Below are 21,072 nucleotides of genomic sequence, written 5' to 3'. Positions count from 1 at the left end.
AGCCCCACTCCCCGCTCCTCACTCCCCCGTCTCGGTGACTGGGCCCGCCTCAAGTCAACCTAGTCAGGCGCCTCGCTCCTGACCAGGCCCCCGGACGGTATGGATTGTCAGACCTCGTGGTCACAATGGAGAGGTGCTGCTAGCCGACATCACGCGGACGTCGCAGGCCGTCGCGGGCACCTCGGGCCGCAAGGCCAAGGTATCCGCGCTCGCCGAGTGCCTGCGCACGGCCGAACCCGGCGAGGCGGCCACCGTGGTCGCCTACCTGTCCGGTGAGCTGCCGCAACGCCAGATCGGCGTCGGGTACGCCGCGCTGCGCGACCTCCCGCCCCCGGCCGCCGAACCGTCGCTGACCGTCCCGGAGGTTGACGCGGCGTTCACCGGGATCGGCGCGGTCTCCGGGCCGGGCTCGGTCGCGCGGCGCCGCGAGCTGGTCGCCGCGCTGTTCGGCCGCGCCACCCGCGCCGAGCAGGACTTCCTCGTCCGGCTGCTGGCGGGCGAGCTGCGGCAGGGCGCGCTCGACGGGGTGATGGCCGAGGCGATCGCGGCGGCGGCCGGGGTCCCGGCCGCCGAGGTGCGGCGGGCGTTCATGCTGCGCGGCGCGCTCGGGCCGGTCGCCACGGCCGCGCTCGCCGACGGCACGGCCGGGCTGCGCGCGTTCACGCTGGAGGTCGGGCGGCCGGTCAAGCCGATGCTCGCGGCGTCCGCCCCGTCCGTCGAGGAGGCGTTCGCCAAGCTCGGCGCGGAGGCGTCCGTCGAATGGAAGCTCGACGGCGTCCGCGCGCAGATCCACGTCTCGGACGGCGAGGTCCGGGTGTTCACCCGCACGCTGGACGAGATCACCTCCCGGCTGCCCGAGGTCGTGGCGGCCGTGCGGGAGCTGCCGGTCCGCGCGGCCGTGTTCGACGGCGAGCTGATCGCGCTGCGCCCCGACGGGCGCCCCCACCCGTTCCAGGTCACCGCCGCCCGCACCGCCACGCGCACCGCCAAGGACACCGAGCCGGTCCCGCTGTCGCTGTTCCTGTTCGACGTCCTGTACCTGGACGAGGGAGGCCCGGCGGGCGGCGCCGACCTGCTCGACGCCCCTGGCGCGGAGCGCGGCGCGGCGCTCGTCCGGGCCGTGCCCGCGGAGCTGCGGATGCCCGGGGTCGTCACCGCCGACCCCGGGCGGGCCAAGGAGGCGTTCGACGAGGCCGTCGCGCACGGCCACGAGGGCGTCGTGATCAAGTCGATCGACACCCCCTACACGGCGGGGCGGCGCGGCGCCGGGTGGATCAAGGTGAAGCCCCGGCACACCCTCGACCTCGTCGTCCTCGCGGTCGAATGGGGGCACGGCCGTCGGCAGGGCCTGCTGTCCAACCTCCATCTCGGCGCCCGCGACCCCGAGACCGGCGGTTTCGTCATGCTCGGCAAGACGTTCAAGGGCCTCACCGACGAACTGCTCGCGTGGCAGACGAAGAAGTTCCGCGAGCTGGCCGTGCGGGAGGACGGCTGGACCGTCCACGTCCGGCCCGAGCTGGTCGTCGAGATCGCGTTCGACGGCGTCCAGCACAGCCCCCGCTACCCCGGCGGCATCGCCCTCCGCTTCGCCCGCGTCCTCCGCTACCGCGAAGACAAGTCCGCCGCGGAAGCCGACACGATCGACACCGTCCGCGCCGTCGCCCCGATCATGGACTAGCCGGACTCCGCACACCCCTGCGCCCAGCACTCACCCGGACGTCCCCGCCCTGGGGCGTTCGCTGGGCGGCGGGTCCTCCTCCTGCTCGGTGTGGCGGGGGCGGCGGCGCGATTGCGCGCGGGTCCTCATGCGGGACACGGTCCCCCGGTTGCGGGCGCGGACGAGGGAGCCGTGGCGGGGGCGGACCTCCGACCGGCCCTCGCCTCCCGGTGCGCGCGGGATTCCGGGGGTCACCTTGCGGGCGGCGCGAGCGGCGCGGGCGGCGGCCTTGCGGCGGGCGCGGGCGACCCGGCGGCGGCGCGCCCGCTCGGCGGCCTCGGCGCGGCGCTGCATCAGCTCGGGCGGGATGAGGTCGTGCCGTCCCGCGATGAACTCCTGCACCCAGATCTTGCCCCGGATGAGCGGCCGGCGGACCTTCTTCTCCCGCCGGACGGCCCGCTGGTAGCGACGCGAGTCCGCGTCGTAGCGCCAGCGCGACCAGGGCGAGGCGGGCCGCGCCACCCGGATCGCGCCGACGATCAGCAGCGCGGGCAGGAACAGCCCGATGAGCCCGGTCCAGATCTTGCCCTTCAGCAGCGTGATCACCGCGAGGACGAGGTTGCCGAACAGGAACGCGGCGTAGAGCGGGGACATGGACCCGGAGCCGGAACCGGAGTCGAACCAGAGGTTCTCGTAGCCGAACGGGTGGATGCCGAGGAGCAGCAGGCCCGTCACGGCGATGGCGACGAAGACGGCGTCGACGGACGCGCGGCCCTTCTCCGTCCAGTAGACGTCGCTGAGGTGCAGGATCAGCGCGAACTCGTCCAGCACGAGGGCTGACCCCACGCCGAACACGACGGCGGCCGCCAGGTCGAGCCAGACGTGCGCGTCCGGGATCGCGACGCTCCCCACCCCGCCGACCAGCATCAGCACGACGCCGAACACGACGTGGTGGATGTGCACGTCCCCGGCGGTCACGTTCTGGAACCACCGCACGTTCGAGCGGATCAGCCGTACGTTCACCCGCGTCACCACGAACGTGATGATGAACGCGGCGAAGAAGCCGAACAGCGGCAGCCGCCCGGCCTCCACGATCCGCTCACCGAACATCTCGATCATGTGCCCCCCGCACGCTCCATCATGCCCTGCGACATGCACGGATATCGTGGGACGCGGCCGATCAGCGACGATCCGAGGAGAAAGCCGCCGTGAGCCGCACCGTGGACCGCTGCGACCCCGGATACCGGGCCTGGGTCGCCGAGGCCGTCCGGCTGGTCGACGCCGACGCCAACCGCAGCGCCGACACGCACCTGCACGTGTTCCCGCTGCCGCCGGAGTGGGGCATCGACCTGTACCTGAAGGACGAATCCGTCCACCCCACCGGTTCCCTCAAACACCGGCTCGCACGCTCCCTGTTCCTCTACGGGCTGGCGAACGGCTGGATCCGCGCGGACACGACGATCATCGAGGCGTCCAGCGGGTCGACGGCGGTGTCGGAGGCGTACTTCGCGCGGCTCCTCGGGCTGCCGTTCATCGCGGTGATGCCGGCGTCGACCAGCCCGGAGAAGATCCAGCTCATCGAGTTCCACGGCGGCCGGTGCCATCTGGTGGACGACCCCTCCTCGATCTACGACGAGTCGCGGCGGCTCGCGGCCGAGTGCGGCGGCCACTTCATGGACCAGTTCACCTACGCCGAGCGCGCCACCGACTGGCGCGGCAACAACAACATCGCCGAGTCGATCTTCGAGCAGCTGCGGCTGGAGCGGTTCCCCGAGCCGTCCTGGGTGGTGGTGGGCGCGGGCACCGGCGGGACGTCCGCGACGATCGGCCGGTACGCGCGGTACCGGCGGTTCCAGACGCGGCTCGCGGTCGTCGACCCGGACGGGTCGGCGTTCTACGGGTCGTACGCCGACGGCGACCCGGAGCGGACCGCGGCGGGCTCGCGGATCGAGGGCATCGGCCGCCCCCGCGTCGAGCCGTCCTTCGTGGCGGCGGTCATCGACCGGATGATCCGGGTGCCGGACGCGGCGTCCATCGCGGCGATGCGCTGGACGAGCGCGGTCAGCGGCCGGGCCGTCGGCGGCTCGACCGGCACCAACATGTGGGGCGCGGCCGAGCTGATCGCGGAGATGCGGGCGCGCGGGGAGCGCGGCAGCGTCGTCACGCTGATCTGCGACGGCGCCGAACGCTACACCGGCACCTACGGCTCGGACGCGTGGCTGGCCGCGCAGGGCCTGGACATAGAGCCCTACCTCGCCGCGCTCGACGGGTTCCTGAAGACCGGGGAACTGGCCGCTATCCCGTGAAGCGGACGGGATTGACCAGGTCGGCGTAGATGAGCAGCCCGCCCATGACGATCAGGACGACCGCCATCACGTATGTGACCGGCAGCGCCTTCGCGACGTCCACATAGCCGGGGTCGGGCCTCCGGAAGATCTTCGCGAAGCCCTTCTTGATCGCCTCCAGCAGGGCGCCGGCGATGTGCCCGCCGTCCAGCGGCAGCAGCGGGACGAGGTTGAACAGGCCGACCGCGAGGTTCAGCGACCCGAGCAGCATCACGAAGTAGGAGATCTTCTCGGACCCGTCGAGGATCTCGGAGGCGGCCACGTCCCCGCCGATCCGGCTGACGCCGACGACGCCGATCGGGCCGTTCGGGTCGCGTTCCTCGCCGCCGAACGCCGCGTGCCAGATGCCGACCATCTTCTCCGGCATCCGCACCAGCGCGCCCGCGGTCCGGACGGTCAGGTCGCCCATCGTGCTCGCCACCGCGCCCGGCCCCTGCCGCTCGACCGCGCTGGTCGGCGTGATGCCGAGGAAGCCGACCTCGACGATCTTGTCCGGGTCCTCCAGGTGGTACATCTGGTTGCGGGCGATCGGGACGTTCAGCCCGACGTCCCGCCCGTCGCGCTCGACGGTCATCGGCACCGTGCTGCCGCCCGCGTCGCGGATCTCCTCCTGCAGCTCCCGGTAGTCGTCGATCGGCTTCCCGTTGAAGGCCGTGATCCGGTCGCCGGGCTGCAGCCCCACCTGCATCGCCGGGGTCGGCGCCGCGTTCGCGGGGCACTCGCTGACCTCCGACTGGCTCGCCGGGACCATGCACTCGGCGACCTCGCGGATCACCGGCTGCGGCTGGTTCGTGCCGATGCCCATGAGCAGGATCGCGAAGAACACCACCGCGAGGAGCAGGTTCATCGCGGGCCCGCCGAACATGATCAGCAGCTTCTGCCACCACTTCTTGGCGTAGAAGACGCGGTTCTCGTCGCCCGGCCGGACCTCCTCCAGCGCCGCACCGCGCGCCGACTCGATCAGGCCCTGGAACGGCCCGGTGCTGACCTGCCGGATCTGGCCGGGGGCGTCGCCCTTGCGCGGCGGCAGCATCCCGATCATCCGGATGTAGCCGCCGAGCGGGATCCACTTGATCCCGTACTCGGTCTCCCCGCGGCGCCACGACCACATCGTCGGACCGAACCCGACCATGAACTGGGTGGTCCGCACCTTGAACAGCTTGGCGAACGAGAAGTGCCCCAGTTCGTGCAGCGCGATGGACACCAGGAGGCCGAAGAAGAGAATCAACGCCCCAACCAGGTAGGCCATGCGTCTCGCCCCTCCGGTCGTGCACCCCGCTCACCGGGGGGTGGATCCAGCAACTCACCAAGAGTACGGCACCGGCGTTGCTGCGGTTTAACCATCGCGTGACCGCCTGCGGCGGGGTGCGGGCGGGCTGTCCGCGGCGGCAGCATCGTGTGGATCCCAGGCGGTGGCGGCGGCGGGTTTGCGGCGGGTGGGAAATGCAATAATCACCTTTACCGCCGATGATCCCGTGCGGGAGAGGCCCCCGCAGCCGGCGGGGGGCGCCGAAGGAGCAAACCCCTCCCCGGAAACTCTCAGGCCCACGGACCGCACGGACCAGGCGACCTCTGGAAAGCGGGGACCCCGGTCCCCCGCCGAAGGTGAAAGCCCGCCCCGGCGGCGGGTGAAGCTCTCAGGCGCCGATGACAGAGGGGGAGGCACCGAGACGACCGGTGCGCGGATGGGACGATGGTCCCTGCGCGCCCGTGACGAAGGAGCCGAACCCATGCCCGCCGATCCGACCGCCAAGAAGACGCCGCTGCACGACGTCCACCAGGAACTGGGGGCGAACCTCGTCGACTTCGCCGGCTATCTGATGCCGCTGCGCTACGCGAGCGAGACCGCCGAGCACCAGGCCGTCCGCACCGGCGCCGGGCTGTTCGACCTGTCCCACATGGGAGAGATCTTCGTCTCCGGGCCGGGGGCGGGCGCCGCGCTCGACTTCGCGCTGGTCGGCAACCTCGCGTCGATGCCGGTCGGCAAGGCCCGCTACACGATGCTCTGCGCGCAGGACGGCGGCGTACTGGACGACGTGATCGTCTACCGGCTCGCCGACGCCACCTGGATGGTCGTCGCGAACGCCGCCAACACCGGCGTCGTCCGGGACGCGCTGGCCGAGCGGGCCGCGGGCTTCGAGGCGGCCGTCGAGGACCGCACCGCGTCGTACGCGCTGGTCGCCCTGCAGGGGCCGCGCTCGGAGGAGATCCTCGCGGAGTTCACCGACGCGCCGCTGGCCGACCTCAAGTACTACGCGATCCTCGCCGGGCGCGTCGCGGGCGTCGACGCGCTCCTCGCCCGCACCGGGTACACCGGCGAGGACGGCTTCGAGGTGTTCGTGGACGCGTCCGACGCCGTCGCGCTGTGGAAGGCGCTCGCCGGGGCGGACGGCGTCGTCCCCGCCGGGCTGTCGGCGCGCGACACGCTGCGCCTCGAAGCGGGCATGCCGCTGTACGGCAACGAGCTGTCCGCGGAGATCACGCCGTTCGAGGCGGGCCTCGGCCGGATCGTGAAACTGGACAAGCCGGGCGACTTCGTCGGGAAGTCCGCGCTGGTGGCGCAGGCCCAGACGCCGCAGGGCCGTAGGCTCGTCGGACTCGTCGCCCGCGGGCGTCGCGCGCCGCGAAAGGGGTACCAGGTCATCACGTCCGGCGGCTCGCCGTGCGGTGTCGTGACGAGCGGGGCTCCGTCGCCCACACTGGGCAAGCCGATCGCCATGGCGTACCTCGACAGCGGCGTCGAGGAGGCGGGCCTGGCCGTGGACGTCCGCGGGCGGCACGAGCCGGTCGACGTGGTTGATCTGCCGTTCTACAAGCGTTCCTAAAAGGTTGGTCCGGGGGTGTGGGGGTCACCCCCCACAATGACAGGAGAGATGTGATCGTGAGCGTTCCCGAGCAGCTCCGCTACAGCGAAGAGCACGAGTGGGTGTCCGGCCTCGGCGGCGAGGACGGCATCGTCACCATCGGCATCACCGCGCACGCCGCCGACGCGCTCGGCGAGATCGTGTACCTCGAGCTGCAGCCGTCCGAGGGCGACTCCGTCGAGGCGGGCGAGCCCTGCGGCGAGATCGAGTCGACCAAGTCGGTCAGCGACATCTACTCCCCGGTCAGCGGCGAGATCACCGCGATCAACACGTCGGTGGTGGACGAGCCCAAGGTCATCAACGACGACCCGTACGGCGAGGGCTGGATCTTCAAGGTCCGGATCTCCGAGGAGCCCGGCGACCTGCTCGACTCCGCCGCCTACGACAAGCTGATCGAGGAAGGCTGAACGTGACCCTGCACGACTCGCTCGCCACGGCCGACCCGGAGGTCGCCGCGGCCGTCGCCGCCGAGCTCCGCCGGCAGCAGTCCACCCTGGAGATGATCGCCTCGGAGAACTTCGCCCCGGTCTCGGTGCTGGAGGCGCAGGGCTCGGTCCTCACCAACAAGTACGCCGAGGGCTATCCGGGGCGGCGCTACTACGGCGGCTGCGAGCACGTCGACGTCACCGAGCAGCTCGCCATCGACCGCGCGAAGTCGCTGTTCGGCGCCGAGCACGCGAACGTCCAGCCGCACAGCGGCGCGCAGGCCAACACGGCCGTCTACTTCGCGCTGCTCCAGCACGGCGACACGATCCTCGGCCTCGACCTCGCGCACGGCGGGCACCTCACGCACGGGATGCGGCTGAACTACTCCGGCAAGACGCTGAACGTGGTCCCGTACCACGTCCGCGCGGAGGACGGCCTGGTCGACATGGACGAGGTCGCGTCGCTCGCCGCCGAGCACCGGCCCAAGATGATCGTGGCGGGCTGGTCGGCGTACCCGCGGCAGCTCGACTTCCCCGCGTTCCGGGAGATCGCCGACGCGGCCGGGGCGGTGCTCATGGTCGACATGGCGCACTTCGCCGGGCTGGTCGCCGCGGGCCTGCACCCGTCGCCCGTCCCGTACGCCGACATCGTCACGACGACCACGCACAAGACGCTCGGCGGCCCGCGCGGCGGGCTCATCCTCGCCCGCGAGCAGTACGGCAAGAAGATCAACTCGGCGGTGTTCCCCGGGATGCAGGGCGGCCCGCTGGAGCACGTGATCGCCGCCAAGGCCGTCGCCCTCAAGATCGCCGCGTCGGACGAGTTCCGCGCCCGCCAGGCGCTCACCATCGAGGGCGCGAAGATCCTCGCCGACCGGCTCCTCGCCGACGACTCGGCCAAGGCGGGGGTGAAGGTCCTGACCGGCGGGACGGACGTCCACCTCGTCCTGGTCGACCTCGTGGACTCCGACCTCACCGGCCGCGACGCGGAGGACCGCCTCCACGACATCGGCATCACCGTCAACCGCAACGCCGTGCCGAACGACCCGCGTCCGCCGATGGTCACCTCCGGCCTGCGGATCGGCACGCCGGCCCTCGCCACCCGCGGGTTCACCGCCGACGACTTCGCCGAGGTCGCCGACGTCATCGCGCTGGCGCTCCAGCCGTCCTTCGACCGCGACGCCCTGGCGGCGCGCGTGCGGGCGCTGGCCGACAGGCATCCGCTGTACCCGGACCTGTGACGTCATCGCGCCCCCTTCCCGCCGGAAGGGGGCGCGCCGCTACAAGGGAGTAGCAATGGCCATCAGCGTTTTCGACCTCTTCAAGATCGGGATCGGCCCGTCCTCCTCCCACACCGGCGGTCCGATGGCCGCCGCGCACCGCTTCGCCGAGGGCCTGCGGCGGGACGGGCTGCTGGCGGGCACCGCGTCCGTGCGGGTCACCCTCTACGGCTCCCTCGGCCTCACCGGGAAGGGCCACGGCAGCGACAAGGCCGTCATCCTCGGGCTCGAGGGCGACCGGCCCGAACTGGTCGACGTGGACCAGGTGGACGACCGCCTCGGCAAGATCCGCGAGAGCGGCGCCCTGCGCCTGCTCGACGACCACGAGATCCCCTTCGCGGTCGGCGAGCACCTGGTCTTCGAGCGCAAGGAGTCGCTCCCCGGCCACCCCAACGGCATGCGCTTCACCGCGCTGGACGCCGCCGGGGACGAACTCCGCGCGCGGGTGTACTACTCGGTCGGCGGCGGCTTCGTCGTGGACGAGACCGCCACGGGCGCCGACCGCATCAAGTCCGACGACACCGTCCTGCCGCACCCCTTCGACACGGGCACCGGGCTTCTCGAACGCTGCCGGGAGACGGGCCTGTCCGTCTCGGCGCTCATGATGGAGAACGAGGAGGCGTTCGGCCGCACGCCACGGGAGATCCGCGAAGCCCTCCTCGGCCTCTGGGACGTCATGAAGGCGTGCGTCACCCGCGGCTGCGCCCGCGAGGGCCTCCTCCCCGGCGGCCTGAAGGTGCGCCGCCGCGCACCGCAGCTGCACCGCCAGCTCTCCACCGAGAACGCCACCGACCCGCTCCACGCGATGGACTGGGTCACCCTCTTCGCCCTGGCCGTCAACGAGGAGAACGCCGCGGGCGGCCGTATCGTCACCGCCCCGACCAACGGCGCCGCGGGCATCATCCCGGCCGTCCTGCACTACTACGACCGCTTCGTGCCCGGCTGCGACGACGACGGCGTCGTCCGCTTCCTGCTGACCGCGGGCGCGATCGGCGTGCTGTTCAAGCAGAACGCCTCGATCTCCGGCGCGGAGGTCGGCTGCCAGGGCGAGGTGGGCTCCGCCTGCTCCATGGCCGCCGCCGGCCTCACCGAGGTCCTGGGCGGCACCCCGGAGCAGGTCGAGAACGCCGCCGAGATCGGCATCGAGCACAACCTCGGCCTCACCTGCGACCCGGTCGGCGGCCTCGTCCAGGTCCCCTGCATCGAGCGCAACGCCGTCGGCGCCATCAAGGCGATCAGCGCGGCCCGCATCTCGCTGCGCGGAGACGGCCGCCACTTCGTCTCCCTCGACAAGGCCATCAAGACCATGCGCGACACCGGCCGGGACATGCTCGACAAGTACAAGGAGACGAGCCGGGGCGGCCTGGCCGTCAACGTCATCGAGTGCTGACCGAGCGCCCGCCGGTTATTGGAGCGGGATGTCGATCCCGTGCTCGTCCTCGGGGCGCGGGCCGTGGATGCGCCGGTCGGCCTCGCCGATCGCCACGTCGTTGATGCTCGCCTCGCGGCGCCGCATCAGGCCGCGCTCGTCGAACTCCCACAGCTCGTTGCCGTAGCTGCGCCACCACTGCCCGCCGTCGTCGTGCCACTCGTACTGGAACCGGACGGCGATCCGGTTCTCCCGGAACCCCCACAGGCTCTTGCGCAGGGCGTAGTCGAGCTCGCGCTCCCACTTCCGCGTCAGGAAGTCGATGATCTCCTCCCGCCCGGTGATGAACAGGTCCCGGTTCCGCCAGGCGGAGTCGGGCGTGTAGGCGAGCGCCACCCGCTGCGGGTCGCGGGTGTTCCAGGCGTCCTCGGCCGCCTGCACCTTCTGCTGGGCGGTCTCCAGGGAAAAGGGCGGGAAGGGCGGGCGGGCTTCGGACATGATGGCCTCCTCAGGTGGAGAACGTACGTTCTCGATAACTACCGCTAACCTAGGGAACGCTCGTTCTCGACGTCAAGGCAGGAGCGCTGTGATGCCGGCCGCGATCACGCAGGAGCAGCAGGACCAGGACCGCGGGGCGCTGCTGGACGTCGCCGAGCACCTCTTCTACTCGCGAGGCGTGCAAGCGGTCGGGATGGACGAGCTGCGGACCGTCTCAGGGCTCCCTCTGAAGCGCATCTACCGCCTCTTCCCGACGAAGGAATCCCTAGTCGTCGCGATGCTGGAGCGCCGCGACCGGCGCTGGCGGGAGAGCCTGGCGGCCCACGTGGCGAAGGTGCCGGACGCCCGGGAACGCGTGCTCGCGATGTTCGACTGGCTCGGCGAGTGGTTCGCGGAGCCCGGCTTCCGCGGCTGCGCGTGGGCGAACGTCCACGGCGAGCTGGGCCCGTCGTCCCCGGCCATCGCCGCGGCGGTGCGGGCGCACAAACGGGCGTTCCACGACCAGGTCGTCGAGCTGGTCACCGCCGTCGCCCCGCCCGCCGCCGAGCCGATCCACCTGCTAGCGGAGGGAGCCATCCTGGTGGCCGGCATCCACGGCGACCCCACGGCCGCCGCCACGGCCCGAACCGGCGCCCGCGCCCTCCTGGACACGACCTCCTGACCCGTTGACTTGCGGCGTGTCGTTGTTATGGCGGGCCGGATAACAACAACACGCCGCAAGTCAACGAATCCCGGGGGCGGTAATCGGGGTGCTTCGGTGGGGGGTGGGCGGGTAGCGTGCTCGGCATGTCGAGCCCCGAGGCGTCCAAGGTGGGGGCTTTCGGTCACGCCGTCAGCTCCCTGAACCACTGAGCTTCCCGTCCCGCCGCGCCCGCGGCCGGACCGGTGCGCCCATCGGGCGCTGACCGCGGTGACGAGACGTCTCCTCTCGTGCTCCTCCTCACCTCGGGATCGACTCGATGCCTCTCTCGCTGTACCTGCTCGCCCTGGCGGTCTTCGCCATGGGCACCTCGGAGTTCATGCTCGCCGGGCTCCTCCCGGACATCGCCGCGGACCTCGGCGTCACGGTCGGGGCGGCGGGCGCCCTCACCTCGGCCTTCGCGATCGGGATGGCCGCCGGCGCCCCGCTCATGGCGGCGCTCGCCCGCAACCGGCCGGGACGGGCGAGCCTGCTCGGCTTCCTGCTGCTGTTCGCGGCGGCCCACGCCGTGGGAGCCCTCACCACGAGCCTCCCGGTCCTGCTCACGACCCGCGTCCTCGCGGCGCTCGCGAACGCGGGGTTCCTCGCCGTGGCGCTGACGACGGCCGCCGCGCTCGTCCCGCCCGGCCGGAAGGGACGCGCGCTCGCCGTGCTGCTGTCGGGCACGACGGTCGCGACGATCGCCGGGGTCCCCTGCGGATCGGTGCTCGGCGCGCTGCTCGGGTGGCGGGCCGCGTTCTGGGCCGTCGCCGCGCTCTGCCTGCCCGCGGCCGTCGGCATCCTGACAGGGGTTCCGGGCCGCCGCGCGGAGCCGGGCACCGCCGCCGCTTCGCCGCTGCGGGCGGAACTCGCGCTGCTGGCGAGGCCGCGGCTGCTGCTCGTCATGCTGCTCGGCGCGCTGGTCAACGCGGCGACCTTCGCGAGCTTCACCTTCCTCGCCCCGGTCGTGACCGGCGCCGGCGGGCTGGACGAGTGGTGGATCTCCGTCGCCCTGGTGCTGTTCGGCGCCGGCTCCTTCGCCGGGGTGACCATCGCGGGACGGCTGTCCGACCGCCGTCCCGGCCTGGTCCTCGCGGCCGGCGGACCGCTGCTGCTCGCGGGCTGGCCGGCCATGGCGCTGCTCGCCGGCGAGCCGGTCGCGCTGCTCGTCCTCGTGTTCGTCCAGGGCACTCTGTCGTTCGCGCTGGGCGGCACGCTGATCACGCGCGTCCTCTACGAGGCGGCGGGAGCCCCCACCATGGCCGGCTCCTACTCGATCGCGGCGCTCAACACCGGCGCCGCCGCCGGACCCCTCGTCGCCGCGGCCACCCTCGGCACCGGGGCCGGTGAGCTCGGGCCCCTCTGGACGAGCGGGCTCCTCGTCGCCGTCGCCCTGCTCCTCGCGCTCCCCTTCCGCCACGTGATCGCGGCCCGCGAGCGAGGCACGGCGATGACTTTCCTCCGCCGCCGTAGTCGGTACCGGCAGCACTCAGGCTCCACGTAGAGGGAGAGAACATGGCGCTGGACCTCTTCGCCGGCATTCCCGTCACCGACTACAAGGCGGCACTGCCGTGGTACGAGCGGTTCTTCGGCAGGGAGCCGTCGTTCCTGCCGAACGACATCGAGGCCGTGTGGGAGGTGGCCGAGCACCGGTACGTCTACATCGTCCAAGACCCTGACCGGGCCGGGCACGCCCTCGTGTTCTCCTACGTCGACGACCTCGACGACCGGGTCGGCGCGATCACCGCACGCGGGATCGAACCCGCGGACCGCGAGACGTACGAGAACGACGTGGCCAAGGTGATCTACCGCGACCCCGACGGGAACGAGGTCAGCCTTGGCGGCGGACCGGGCTGAGCACCGGAAAATCCCCGGGGCGGAGCCGGGATTCCGTGCCATGATCAATAGGTGCCGGTTGATGCGGATCTGCTCACCCTGTTCCTGCTGACCTCGATCGTGGCCATGGTGATTCCGGGGCCCGACATGCTGTTCGTCCTCGGTTGCGGGATGCGGGGCGGCGCGCGTGCCGGGCTGCTCGCGACGGCCGGGGTCGCGACGAGCGAGGCCATCCACGTGGCCGTCGCGGCGGTGGGGCTGGCCGCGCTGTTCGCGGCGGCGCCGACCGCGTTCACGGTGGTGCGGGTCGCCGGTGCGGCGTTTCTCGTCTACCTGGGCGTCCAGGCCATCCGGCACCGCAGGGAGGGGCTGGACGGCGCGTCGGCGGCCAGAGGGGTCTCCGGGCGGCGCGCGTACCTCAACGGGATGCTGACCAACCTGCTGAACCCGAAGATGGTCGGGCTCGGCGTCCGCCTCGCCGCCGAACGCTGACCGGCCGGATCAGGACGTCAGCACACCGCGTCCGGTGGGCGAGTGGGCGCCGTGGCGGGCCTCGTTGCCGCAGTGGCGGCAGATCACCATGGGGCTGACCGGGTTGCCGCAGGAGTGCTGCCAGCGGACGGGCGGGTCGTCCGCGTTCAGGTGGCGGTCGCCCCACTTCATCAGCACGAGCAGGACGTCGCAGAGCTCCACGCCCGCGGGGGTCAGGTGGTACTCGTAGCGGGCCGGCCGGTCGCTGTAGCGCTCGCGGCGGATGATGCCGTTCGCCTCCAGCTTGCGGAGCCGGGACGTGAGGATGTCGCGGGACGCCCCCGTGTTCCGGGCGATCCCGTCGAAGCGCCGCACCCCGTAGACGAGCTCGCGGATCACGAGCAGGCTCCAGCGCTCGCCGACCAGCTCCAGCGTGTCGGCGACCGAGCACTCACGTGGCTGGGCGTCCTTCGGCATACGACGCAGCCTAATGCGCCGCTCCGGCTGTTCGGCCGGGCCGGCGGCCTTCACCGGTCGTGACCGGCCGGGCGGCGGTGTCCCGCCCGGCTCCGCGGGTGTTGCGCCGCGGTCCGGCGCGGGCCGGTGGGCGTCCGCGGACGCCGCACCGGCCGCCGTGCCCGTCCGGCCCATCCGTCAGAGCCGCTCGATGACGGTCGCGTTGGCCAGCCCGCCGGCCTCGCACATCGTCTGGAGGCCGTAGCGGCCGCCGCGGTCTTCGAGGGCGTGCAGGAGCGTCGTCATGATGCGGGTGCCGCTGGCGCCGAGCGGGTGGCCGATCGCGATCGCGCCGCCGCGGACGTTGACCCGGGCGGGGTCGGCGCCGGTCTCGCGCTGCCAGGCCAGCACGACCGGGGCGAACGCCTCATTCACCTCGAACAGGTCGATGTCACCGAGGGACAGGCCGGCCCGGTCCAGGACCTTCTCGGTCGCCGGGATGATCGCGGTGAGCATCAGCAGCGGGTCGTCGCCGGTCACGGCGAACGCGTGGAAGCGGGCGCGGGGGCGCAGGCCGAGCCGCTCGGCGACGTCGGCGCCCATGACGAGCACGGCGGCGGCGCCGTCGTTGATCGGGGACGCGTTGCCCGCGGTGATCTTCCAGGCGATCTCGGGGAACCGCTCGGCCATGCGCTCGTCGTAGTAGGCCGGTGCGAGCCCGGCGAGGATCTCCGGGGACGTCCCGGGACGGACGGTCTCGTCCCACTGGCCCGCCCAGGCGACCTCGCGGTCGAACTCGCCGTTCTTCCACGCCTCGGCGGCGCGGCGGTGCGACTCGTAGGCGAAGGCGTCGAGCTCCTCGCGGGGCAGGTCCCAGCGGGCGGCGATCAGCTCGGCGCTGATGCCCTGGCCGACGAGGCCGTCCGGGTACCGCTCGCCGAGCATCGTCCCGAACGGGTTCGTGCCGGGCGGCACGCTCGACCCCATCGGCACGCGGGACATCGACTCGACGCCGCACGCGATCGCGATGTCGTACGCGCCGCTCTGCACGCCCTGCGCCGCGATGTGCAGGGCCTGCTGCGACGAGCCGCACTGCCGGTCGACGGTCATGGCGGGGACGCTCTCCGGGAACCCCGCGGCGAGGACGGCGGTGCGGGTGATGTTGAGCGCCTGGTCGCCGACCTGGGTGACGACGCCGCCGACGACGTCGTCCACCTGGGCCGGGTCGATGCCCGCGCGTTCGACGAGCGTGCGCAGCGTCCGGGCCAGCAGGTCTGCCGGGTGGTCGTCGTGCAGCGACCCGTTCGGCTTGCCCTTGCCCACCGGGGTGCGCACGGCCTCCACGATCACCGCGTCGCGCATGACTCCCACCTCCGTTGTGTTTTCCAACTCACTCTCGGAGTATCCGATCAGTAAGTTGGAAAACACAACCCACTGCGCGCGTGGCCTGCCTCACAACAAGAGAAAACCCGGGAGCCCGGCGTATACCGCCGTGGCTCCCGGGCCGTCGGACCGCTCAGCGGGAGGGGCCCATACTGTGGTCCGTCTCTTTCCTCCATACGCCGAAGGGCCCCGCGGTGGAGCCGCCCGACAATGCGAGGTCGGACAAGCGCGCCTCCTTCATGCCTTCGACGTCACGTTCCCTTCGGACCTTAGTTCCATGGGCCGCGAAATGCCCCCAAATAGGATCAAAGTGTCGTCAAGTATCAGATGACGGTCGGAGTTCGCTCTCCCGACACGAGGCGCAAGCGCACCACGGTGGGCACCGAGTCCCGTTCGACGGCGGCACGCAGCCGCGGCACGGCCTCCTCCTGGACGCGCCGGCGCAGTTCGGCGGGGTCCGCCTGCCGCCCGTACGCGATGTCCAGCCGCAGTTCGGGCCGGCTGGACGAGCCGATCAGCCGGGCCCGCACCTTCTGGACCCCCGGATACTCGCCGATCTCGGTTTCGAGCGCGCCGGAGACGGCCTTGGCCGACAACCGCGTCCCGCCCGCCCCGGTGTCCGGCTCCAGTTCGAGGCCCCGCAGCCTGCCGGTACGTCCCTGAGCGAGCAGCCAGGCGAGCCCGAGGAGCGCCAGGAGGACCGCCGCGGCGGCGACGGCAGGCCAGAACCAGGCGTTGTCCTCGGCGAAGCGCCGCGCCCCGGCGGTGAGGACCGGCGCGGAGGCCCGTCCGTCCCCGAAGGCGCCGAGGCCCCGCGCGAGACTCGCGCCCCCAACGACCGTGAGGACGGCGCCGGTCAGCGCCAGCCCGGTGCGGTTGAGGTGCGCGGGACGGCGGTCCATCACGCCCCCCGCATCCAGACCCGCACGGACCGGTCGGGCAGTGGCTCAAGCCGCTCCAGGGGGGCGCGCACCGCGTCGGCGACGCCCTCGTCCAGCCCCGCGGGCTCGTGGACGGGCGTCCTGGCCACGACCTTCACCCGGCGGCGCCCCAGCCGGACCCGCGCCACACCCGACACACCCGGCGCCCCCTCGGCCGCCGCGGCGACGGCGCGTCTGAGCCCGCGCCTGCTCACCCCCATCACCAGGCCCGGGTCCCCGCCGTGCAGCGGGACCATCCGGGACCTGCCCGGCAGCAGGGCCGCCAGCAGGAAGCACAGGCCGAGGATCGCCAGCGCACCGAAGATCGCGAGGGCGTACCAGTCCTCCCACGCCGCGTCCTTCACCCATCCGTAGGGAAAGATTCCCGCCGGACGGTCGAGCAGCGCCGAGACGACCTCGATGGCGGTGAGCACGCCCGCCGCCGTCAGCAGCAGTGCGGCGACCATCGCGGGCCACACCCTGCGCGAGTGGAACGCGTGCTTCGCCGCGCGGTCCGCCTTGCGGGACGCCTTCGTCTCCTCCCGCTCCACGGCGGGCCGGAGACCGGCCTGCGCGGTCACCGCACGGTCCTTTCGCCGGCGCCCGGACGGCCCAGCTCGGAGACGTCGATGTCCACCTGCCGGACGGTGTAACCGGTCAGCTCCGCCACCCTGCCGCGCACGCTCTCGCGCACCCGCCGCGCCACATCGCGCACCGGCATCGGGTAGGTCACCGACATCGCCACCCTGGCGGTGACGACGTCCCCGGCCACCCGGACCTCGGTGCGGGCGGGGCGGCGCCCGGGCAACGGCACGCCGAGGACCGCCCGGCCGAGCCCTCCGGACTCGTCGACCTCCGCCGCGGCCTGCGCGACGATGCGCGCCACGGCCCGTTCGCGGATCGTCGTGGTGCCCCGCTCCCCGCCGTTCATCGCGACCGCCGGCCGGTGCCGAGCAGCCGCCCGAGGTCGAGGTCGCCCTCGATGGCGCGTCCGACCAGGAAACCGAGCGCGCCGAGGAACAGGACGATGAAAAACGGCCCGAACCCGCCGAACGCGCCGGCGAAGCCCAGCGCCACCCCGAAGGCCATCCCGACCAAGGGCCACAGCAGTCTCATGTCCATGACGAATCCCCCTTCAGCCGTCCCCTCATGGCACCGGCCGCTCATCGGCGATGTCCCCGATCAGGACGGTCACCCGCCGCCCACCGGCGAGCGGGCGCACCAGCCGCCGGACGTCGTCGGCGATCTCCGCGCAAGGCCGCCCGTACCGGACGACGACCCCGACCTCGATCTCACCCGGACGCACCGCCACCCCCGCGAGCGGCGGCCCCGGACGGTAGGTCGCGATCCAGCCGCGCGGCCCGGAGGTCAGCCCCAGCACGTCCGGACACCCCGTCGCCGCCGCACCGATCCGCGACGCCAGCTCGACGACCGCCCCCGCCGCTCCGGCCGGCCCCTCACCGGACCGTGGCGGGACGGCGGGGGGTCGCTGATGTCGCGGCTCGGCGGCCTGGGCAGCGGGAGTTCCCGCCGCGCTCGGGCGTCGCGAGGCGGGCTCGTCCGGGCCTGGGCGGGGTGGGCGCCGGTTCGCCGGACCAGGGCGCACGGAGGATCCCGCCTCGTTCGTCCAGGCGATCATCGAACTCGGGGCCCCTCGGACCGCTCGTCCGATTCGTCGCCGTCCAGGTGGACGTCGTCCACGGTGATGTTCACCTCGACGACCTCCAGGCCGCACATGTGCTCGACCTCGTTGACGACGTTCGCGCGCACCGCGCCCGCGAGGTCCGGGATCGAGAGCCCGTACTCCACGACGAGGTCGATGTCCACGGCGGCCTGGCGCTCGCCGACCTGGACGTCCACGCCCTGGGTGTCGTCGGCCGTCACCCCGGGCACGCGTTCCCGGACCGAGCCGAGCGTCCGCGACATCCCGCTGCCCATCGCGTACACGCCGCCGACCTGCCGCGCCGCCATCGTCGCGATCTTGGCGACGACGGTGTCGGCGATCCTGGTGGTGCCGTCTTCTGTGACGAGTTCGCTCGAACCGCCGTCAGGGCCCCGCTTGCGCATCGTCCGGGTGGAGCCCTGACCGGCGGCCCGAGTGTCATCCTGACTCATACCGTCCCCCAAAGTCGCTGATGTCCGATTCATGCTCGCCGCATGGTCAACGAACCGCTACTTTGGAGAAAGAGCAGGTCAACCCCGGTTTACTCGGCGGGTGCGGAGCGGGTGCCGCCGCCGCGGGGCGCGGGCCGGGCCTCCCCGGCCGGCCTCGTCCCCTGGAACATCGCGCGCATCTTGCGGGCCGCGTCACCGGGCTTCTTCGGACGCTTGCCCGTACCGCCGCCCGAACCGCCCTCCCGCCCGGTGCTCCCGGCCGCCCTGTCCTTGCCTTGCTTGTCGTTCACGACAACACTCCCCCGATGTCGATCACACTCGTCACATGAGTACCCCGTCTACCCGGGGTAGAAGCGCACTTCCGGGCGCCCGACCTGACCGTAGTGCGGGCGGCGGTGCGCGAGGCCGTTCTCCGCGAGGTATTCGAGGTAGCGGCGCGCGGTGACGCGGGAGACGCCGGTGAGGTCGGCGGCCGCGGCGGCGGACAGCCCGTCGGCGGCGCCGGCCAGCACCTCGGTGACGGCCTGGAGCGTCTCGTCGCTCATGCCCTTGGGCAGCGTGCGGTGGCCGGGGGTGCGGAGGGTGGCGAGCATCCCGTCCACGTCGGCCTGGCCGCTGACCTCCCCGGCGCCGACCGCCTGCTCCCGGAACCGCGCGTACCGTTCGAGCTTGTCGCGCAGGGACGGGAACGTGAACGGCTTGAGCAGGTACTGGACGACGCCGACCGACACCGCCGACCGGATCACGGCCAGGTCCCGGGCGGAGGTGACGGCGATGACGTCCACCTCGCTGCCCGCGGCGCGGAGCGCACGGCAGACCGTGAGGCCGTGCGTGTCGGGGAGGTAGAAGTCGAGCAGGACGACGTCCACGGCGGAGCGCTCGCAGAACCGCAGCGCCTCCGCCCCGGAGTGGACGACTTCCGCGACGGTGAAACCGGCGACGCGCTCGACGTAGGAGCGGTGCGCCTCGGCGGCGACGGGGTCGTCCTCGACCACGAGCACCTTGATCATGGCGCTTCCAGCGGCAGCCGGACGGTGAACACGGCGCCCTCGTCGTGGCTCACCCGGACGTCGCCGCCGTGGCGGCGGACGGCCTGCCCGACGAGCGCGAGGCCGATGCCGTGCCCGACGGGCCCGCCGGACGTCTTGGTCGTCCAGCCGCGCCGGAACATCTCGGGCACCGCGTCCGGGTCCACGCCCGGCCCGCTGTCGGCCACCTCCAGGACGAGCGCGCCGTCCTCCTGCCGCGCGCTGACGACCACGCGCGGCGGCCGGACGTCCGCGCCGGCGAGCGCGGCGTCCACCGCGTTGTCGATGAGGTTGCCGAGGATCGTGACGAGGTCGCGGGGCTCGGCCACGCCCTCCATGACGGTGTCCTCGGTGACGGCGAGCTCGACGCCGCGCTCCCCCGCCTCCGCGGACTTGCCGAGCAGCAGGGCGGCCAGCACCGGTTCGGACACCGACCCGACGACCCGGTCGGTGAGCCGCTGGGCGGTCCGCAGCTCGGCGGTGGCGAACTCGACGGCCTGGTCGGGACGGCCCAGCTCCACCAGCGACACCACGGTGTGCAGCCGGTTCGCCGCCTCGTGGGCCTGCGAGCGCAGCGACTCGGCGAACCCGCGCACGGTGTCCAGCTCGCCGGTCAGCACCTGCAGCTCGGTGTGGTCGCGGAGCGTGACGACGTTGCCCATCGCCGTGTCCCGCGACCGGACGGGCTTGGTGTTCACGACCAGCACGCGGGTGTCGGCGACGTGGACCTCGTCCGACCGCGGCTCGACCGAGGCGCAGGTGGCGGCCAGCTCGTCCGACAGCCCGAGGTCCGTGACGTGCCGCCCCCGCGGGTCCGGATGCAGGTCGAGGAGGTCGCGGGCGGCGTCGTTGCACAGCACGACGCGTCCCGAGCGGTCGAGGAGCAGCAGGCCCTCCCGGACGGTGTGCAGGATCGCCTCGTAGTACTCGAACATCTCGCGCAGCTCGCCGGGCGCGACGCCGCGGGTCTGCCGGCGCAGCCGGGCGGCGACCAGGTAGCTGCCGCCCACGCCGACGGCCAGCACCGCGGCGGCGACGACGGCCAGGGAGATCAGCCGCTGCCGCAGCTCGGCGGTGATGACGCGGATCGTGATGCCGACCGCGACGAGCGCCACGATGCGCCCGTCGTCGTAGACCGGGGCGACGGTGCGGACGGACGGGCCGAGCGTCCCCGTGTAGGTCTCGGTGAACGTCAGCCCCGCGAGGGCCGGCCCGGTGTTGCCGACGAACGCCCCGCCGATCCGGGACGGGTTCGGGTGGGTGTAGCGGATCCCGGCCGGGCTCATGATCGTGACGAAGTCGACGCCGGTGTCGTGGCGGACGCGTTCGGCGTACGGCTGCAGCAGCCGGCTGGGATCGGGGGTCGTGACCGCGACGCGGACGTTGTCGGCGTCGGCGATGCTCTTCGCGAGCGCCGTCACCGTCTGCGCCGCCGCGTCGTCGGCGGACCGCCCGGCGTCCAGGTAGGCGATGCCCGCGCCCGCCGCCACCAGCAGCCCGACGATCGCCGCCTGCAGCACCAGGAGCTGCCGCGCCACACTCCAGCGGCCGGGAATCGTCCATTCGGGACGCCGCACACGCGCACCTTTCGTCTCGGCCTCACCGTGAACGAAATGTACACAAGGGTGACCACCGACTCCGGAACGCGCAAACTCCCGAGTACGGTAACGAGCCCCTCGCCGATCGATGGTTCGACCTGCGCGGCCCCTCCCCCCACGCAGGCGCCCACCGTGTGCATGTGCCCGC

24 protein-coding genes and 2 riboswitches are annotated in these 21,072 nt (G+C 72.7%); of the genes, 10 read left to right on the top strand and 14 right to left on the bottom strand.

All coding sequences use genetic code 11. The features are described 5' to 3' along the window. Positions 1 to 133 precede the first annotated feature (133 nt). Complete coding sequence (locus IEZ03_RS12510; protein ID WP_184888062.1) at positions 134 to 1,678, top strand: ATP-dependent DNA ligase; 1,545 nt, start codon at positions 134 to 136, stop codon at positions 1,676 to 1,678. 30 nt (positions 1,679 to 1,708) lie between these two features. On the opposite strand, the gene IEZ03_RS12505 is transcribed toward IEZ03_RS12510, so the two are convergent. After that, positions 1,709 to 2,776 carry a hypothetical protein gene (locus IEZ03_RS12505; RefSeq protein WP_229808240.1) on the bottom strand — a complete coding sequence of 356 codons (1,068 nt, stop codon included), beginning with the start codon at positions 2,774 to 2,776 and terminating at the stop codon, positions 1,709 to 1,711. Between the two features lie 89 nt (positions 2,777 to 2,865). On the opposite strand from IEZ03_RS12505, the gene cds1 reads away from it, so the two are divergent. Beyond that, positions 2,866 to 3,963: an L-cysteine desulfhydrase Cds1 gene (cds1, locus tag IEZ03_RS12500; protein ID WP_184888064.1), complete on the top strand. Its 1,098-nt coding sequence runs from the start codon at positions 2,866 to 2,868 to the stop codon at positions 3,961 to 3,963. Here cds1 and IEZ03_RS12495 read toward each other — a convergent pair. Beyond that, positions 3,953 to 5,251, bottom strand: coding sequence for a M50 family metallopeptidase (locus tag IEZ03_RS12495; RefSeq protein WP_184888067.1), 1,299 nt, complete (start codon positions 5,249 to 5,251; stop codon positions 3,953 to 3,955). The genes cds1 and IEZ03_RS12495 overlap by 11 nt on opposite strands. 219 nt (positions 5,252 to 5,470) lie before the next feature. Beyond that, positions 5,471 to 5,567: riboswitch (glycine riboswitch) on the top strand. A gap of 4 nt (positions 5,568 to 5,571) precedes the next feature. Then, a riboswitch (glycine riboswitch) is annotated at positions 5,572 to 5,659 on the top strand. 73 nt (positions 5,660 to 5,732) lie between these two features. On the opposite strand from IEZ03_RS12495, the gene gcvT reads away from it, so the two are divergent. Genes gcvT through IEZ03_RS12475 form a run of 4 tightly spaced genes read left to right on the top strand, consistent with a single transcriptional unit; the run spans position 5,733 to position 9,961 of the window. Further along, on the top strand, positions 5,733 to 6,827 hold the full coding sequence (gene gcvT, locus IEZ03_RS12490; RefSeq protein WP_184888068.1) for a glycine cleavage system aminomethyltransferase GcvT: 1,095 nt from the start codon (positions 5,733 to 5,735) through the stop codon (positions 6,825 to 6,827). Positions 6,828 to 6,883: 56 nt separating this feature from the next. Then, positions 6,884 to 7,273 (top strand): glycine cleavage system protein GcvH, encoded by a 390-nt coding sequence (gene gcvH, locus IEZ03_RS12485; RefSeq protein ID WP_132049371.1) that lies wholly within the window; start codon positions 6,884 to 6,886, stop codon positions 7,271 to 7,273. Positions 7,274 to 7,275: 2 nt separating this feature from the next. Beyond that, the gene (gene glyA / locus IEZ03_RS12480) at positions 7,276 to 8,532 is read left to right on the top strand and encodes a serine hydroxymethyltransferase (protein WP_373293592.1); all 1,257 of its coding nucleotides are present in this window, start codon (positions 7,276 to 7,278) and stop codon (positions 8,530 to 8,532) included. A gap of 55 nt (positions 8,533 to 8,587) precedes the next feature. Next, positions 8,588 to 9,961: an L-serine ammonia-lyase gene (locus tag IEZ03_RS12475; RefSeq protein ID WP_184888070.1), complete on the top strand. Its 1,374-nt coding sequence runs from the start codon at positions 8,588 to 8,590 to the stop codon at positions 9,959 to 9,961. Positions 9,962 to 9,976: 15 nt separating this feature from the next. On the opposite strand, the gene IEZ03_RS12470 is transcribed toward IEZ03_RS12475, so the two are convergent. Beyond that, the gene (locus tag IEZ03_RS12470) at positions 9,977 to 10,438 is read right to left on the bottom strand and encodes a nuclear transport factor 2 family protein (protein WP_184888072.1); all 462 of its coding nucleotides are present in this window, start codon (positions 10,436 to 10,438) and stop codon (positions 9,977 to 9,979) included. 91 nt (positions 10,439 to 10,529) lie between these two features. Between IEZ03_RS12470 and IEZ03_RS12465 the strand changes: the two genes are divergently transcribed. From IEZ03_RS12465 to IEZ03_RS12450, 4 genes are all read left to right on the top strand, one after another. Further along, positions 10,530 to 11,099 (top strand): TetR/AcrR family transcriptional regulator, encoded by a 570-nt coding sequence (locus IEZ03_RS12465; RefSeq protein WP_184888074.1) that lies wholly within the window; start codon positions 10,530 to 10,532, stop codon positions 11,097 to 11,099. A 298-nt stretch (positions 11,100 to 11,397) separates the two neighbouring features. After that, positions 11,398 to 12,621 carry a Cmx/CmrA family chloramphenicol efflux MFS transporter gene (locus tag IEZ03_RS12460; protein WP_184888076.1) on the top strand — a complete coding sequence of 408 codons (1,224 nt, stop codon included), beginning with the start codon at positions 11,398 to 11,400 and terminating at the stop codon, positions 12,619 to 12,621. An 11-nt stretch (positions 12,622 to 12,632) separates the two neighbouring features. Continuing rightward, positions 12,633 to 12,974, top strand: a complete 342-nt coding sequence (locus IEZ03_RS12455; protein ID WP_184888078.1) for a VOC family protein — start codon at positions 12,633 to 12,635, stop codon at positions 12,972 to 12,974. Between the two features lie 51 nt (positions 12,975 to 13,025). Further along, the gene (locus IEZ03_RS12450) at positions 13,026 to 13,445 is read left to right on the top strand and encodes a LysE family translocator (protein WP_184888080.1); all 420 of its coding nucleotides are present in this window, start codon (positions 13,026 to 13,028) and stop codon (positions 13,443 to 13,445) included. A 9-nt stretch (positions 13,446 to 13,454) separates the two neighbouring features. Here IEZ03_RS12450 and IEZ03_RS12445 read toward each other — a convergent pair whose 3' ends face one another. The 11 genes from IEZ03_RS12445 to IEZ03_RS12395 form a co-directional block, all read right to left on the bottom strand. Continuing rightward, a complete protein-coding gene (locus IEZ03_RS12445) occupies positions 13,455 to 13,901 on the bottom strand; it encodes a winged helix-turn-helix transcriptional regulator (RefSeq protein ID WP_132053108.1) in 447 nt (148 codons plus the stop codon). A 177-nt stretch (positions 13,902 to 14,078) separates the two neighbouring features. Next, positions 14,079 to 15,242 carry a thiolase family protein gene (locus IEZ03_RS12440; RefSeq protein WP_184888082.1) on the bottom strand — a complete coding sequence of 388 codons (1,164 nt, stop codon included), beginning with the start codon at positions 15,240 to 15,242 and terminating at the stop codon, positions 14,079 to 14,081. Between the two features lie 344 nt (positions 15,243 to 15,586). Further along, positions 15,587 to 16,165 (bottom strand): alkaline shock response membrane anchor protein AmaP, encoded by a 579-nt coding sequence (locus IEZ03_RS12435; protein ID WP_184888084.1) that lies wholly within the window; start codon positions 16,163 to 16,165, stop codon positions 15,587 to 15,589. Continuing rightward, positions 16,165 to 16,764: a DUF6286 domain-containing protein gene (locus IEZ03_RS12430; RefSeq protein WP_184888087.1), complete on the bottom strand. Its 600-nt coding sequence runs from the start codon at positions 16,762 to 16,764 to the stop codon at positions 16,165 to 16,167. Before IEZ03_RS12430 ends, IEZ03_RS12435 begins: the two co-directional genes overlap by 1 nt. Further along, on the bottom strand, positions 16,761 to 17,114 hold the full coding sequence (locus tag IEZ03_RS12425; RefSeq protein ID WP_184888088.1) for an Asp23/Gls24 family envelope stress response protein: 354 nt from the start codon (positions 17,112 to 17,114) through the stop codon (positions 16,761 to 16,763). The genes IEZ03_RS12430 and IEZ03_RS12425 overlap by 4 nt, the downstream gene beginning before the upstream one ends. Next, positions 17,111 to 17,305, bottom strand: coding sequence for a hypothetical protein (locus IEZ03_RS12420; protein ID WP_373293591.1), 195 nt, complete (start codon positions 17,303 to 17,305; stop codon positions 17,111 to 17,113). Before IEZ03_RS12420 ends, IEZ03_RS12425 begins: the two co-directional genes overlap by 4 nt. Positions 17,306 to 17,330: 25 nt before the next feature. Next, positions 17,331 to 17,564 carry a hypothetical protein gene (locus IEZ03_RS12415; protein ID WP_229808239.1) on the bottom strand — a complete coding sequence of 78 codons (234 nt, stop codon included), beginning with the start codon at positions 17,562 to 17,564 and terminating at the stop codon, positions 17,331 to 17,333. Between the two features lie 254 nt (positions 17,565 to 17,818). Beyond that, positions 17,819 to 18,298 carry an Asp23/Gls24 family envelope stress response protein gene (locus IEZ03_RS12410; RefSeq protein ID WP_184888090.1) on the bottom strand — a complete coding sequence of 160 codons (480 nt, stop codon included), beginning with the start codon at positions 18,296 to 18,298 and terminating at the stop codon, positions 17,819 to 17,821. Between the two features lie 89 nt (positions 18,299 to 18,387). Continuing rightward, on the bottom strand, positions 18,388 to 18,588 hold the full coding sequence (locus tag IEZ03_RS12405) for a hypothetical protein (RefSeq protein WP_132053120.1): 201 nt from the start codon (positions 18,586 to 18,588) through the stop codon (positions 18,388 to 18,390). A 48-nt stretch (positions 18,589 to 18,636) separates the two neighbouring features. Beyond that, positions 18,637 to 19,308: a response regulator gene (locus IEZ03_RS12400; RefSeq protein WP_184888092.1), complete on the bottom strand. Its 672-nt coding sequence runs from the start codon at positions 19,306 to 19,308 to the stop codon at positions 18,637 to 18,639. Beyond that, a complete protein-coding gene (locus tag IEZ03_RS12395; protein WP_229808238.1) occupies positions 19,305 to 20,903 on the bottom strand; it encodes a sensor histidine kinase in 1,599 nt (532 codons plus the stop codon). The genes IEZ03_RS12400 and IEZ03_RS12395 overlap by 4 nt, the downstream gene beginning before the upstream one ends. Between the last annotated feature and the right edge of the window lie 169 nt (positions 20,904 to 21,072).

Source organism: Actinomadura livida, from assembly GCF_014648675.1.
GTDB lineage: Bacteria > Actinomycetota > Actinomycetes > Streptosporangiales > Streptosporangiaceae > Spirillospora > Spirillospora livida.
Note: the sequence above shows the minus strand (reverse complement) of the source record. Positions and strands in the feature narration are given on the sequence as shown.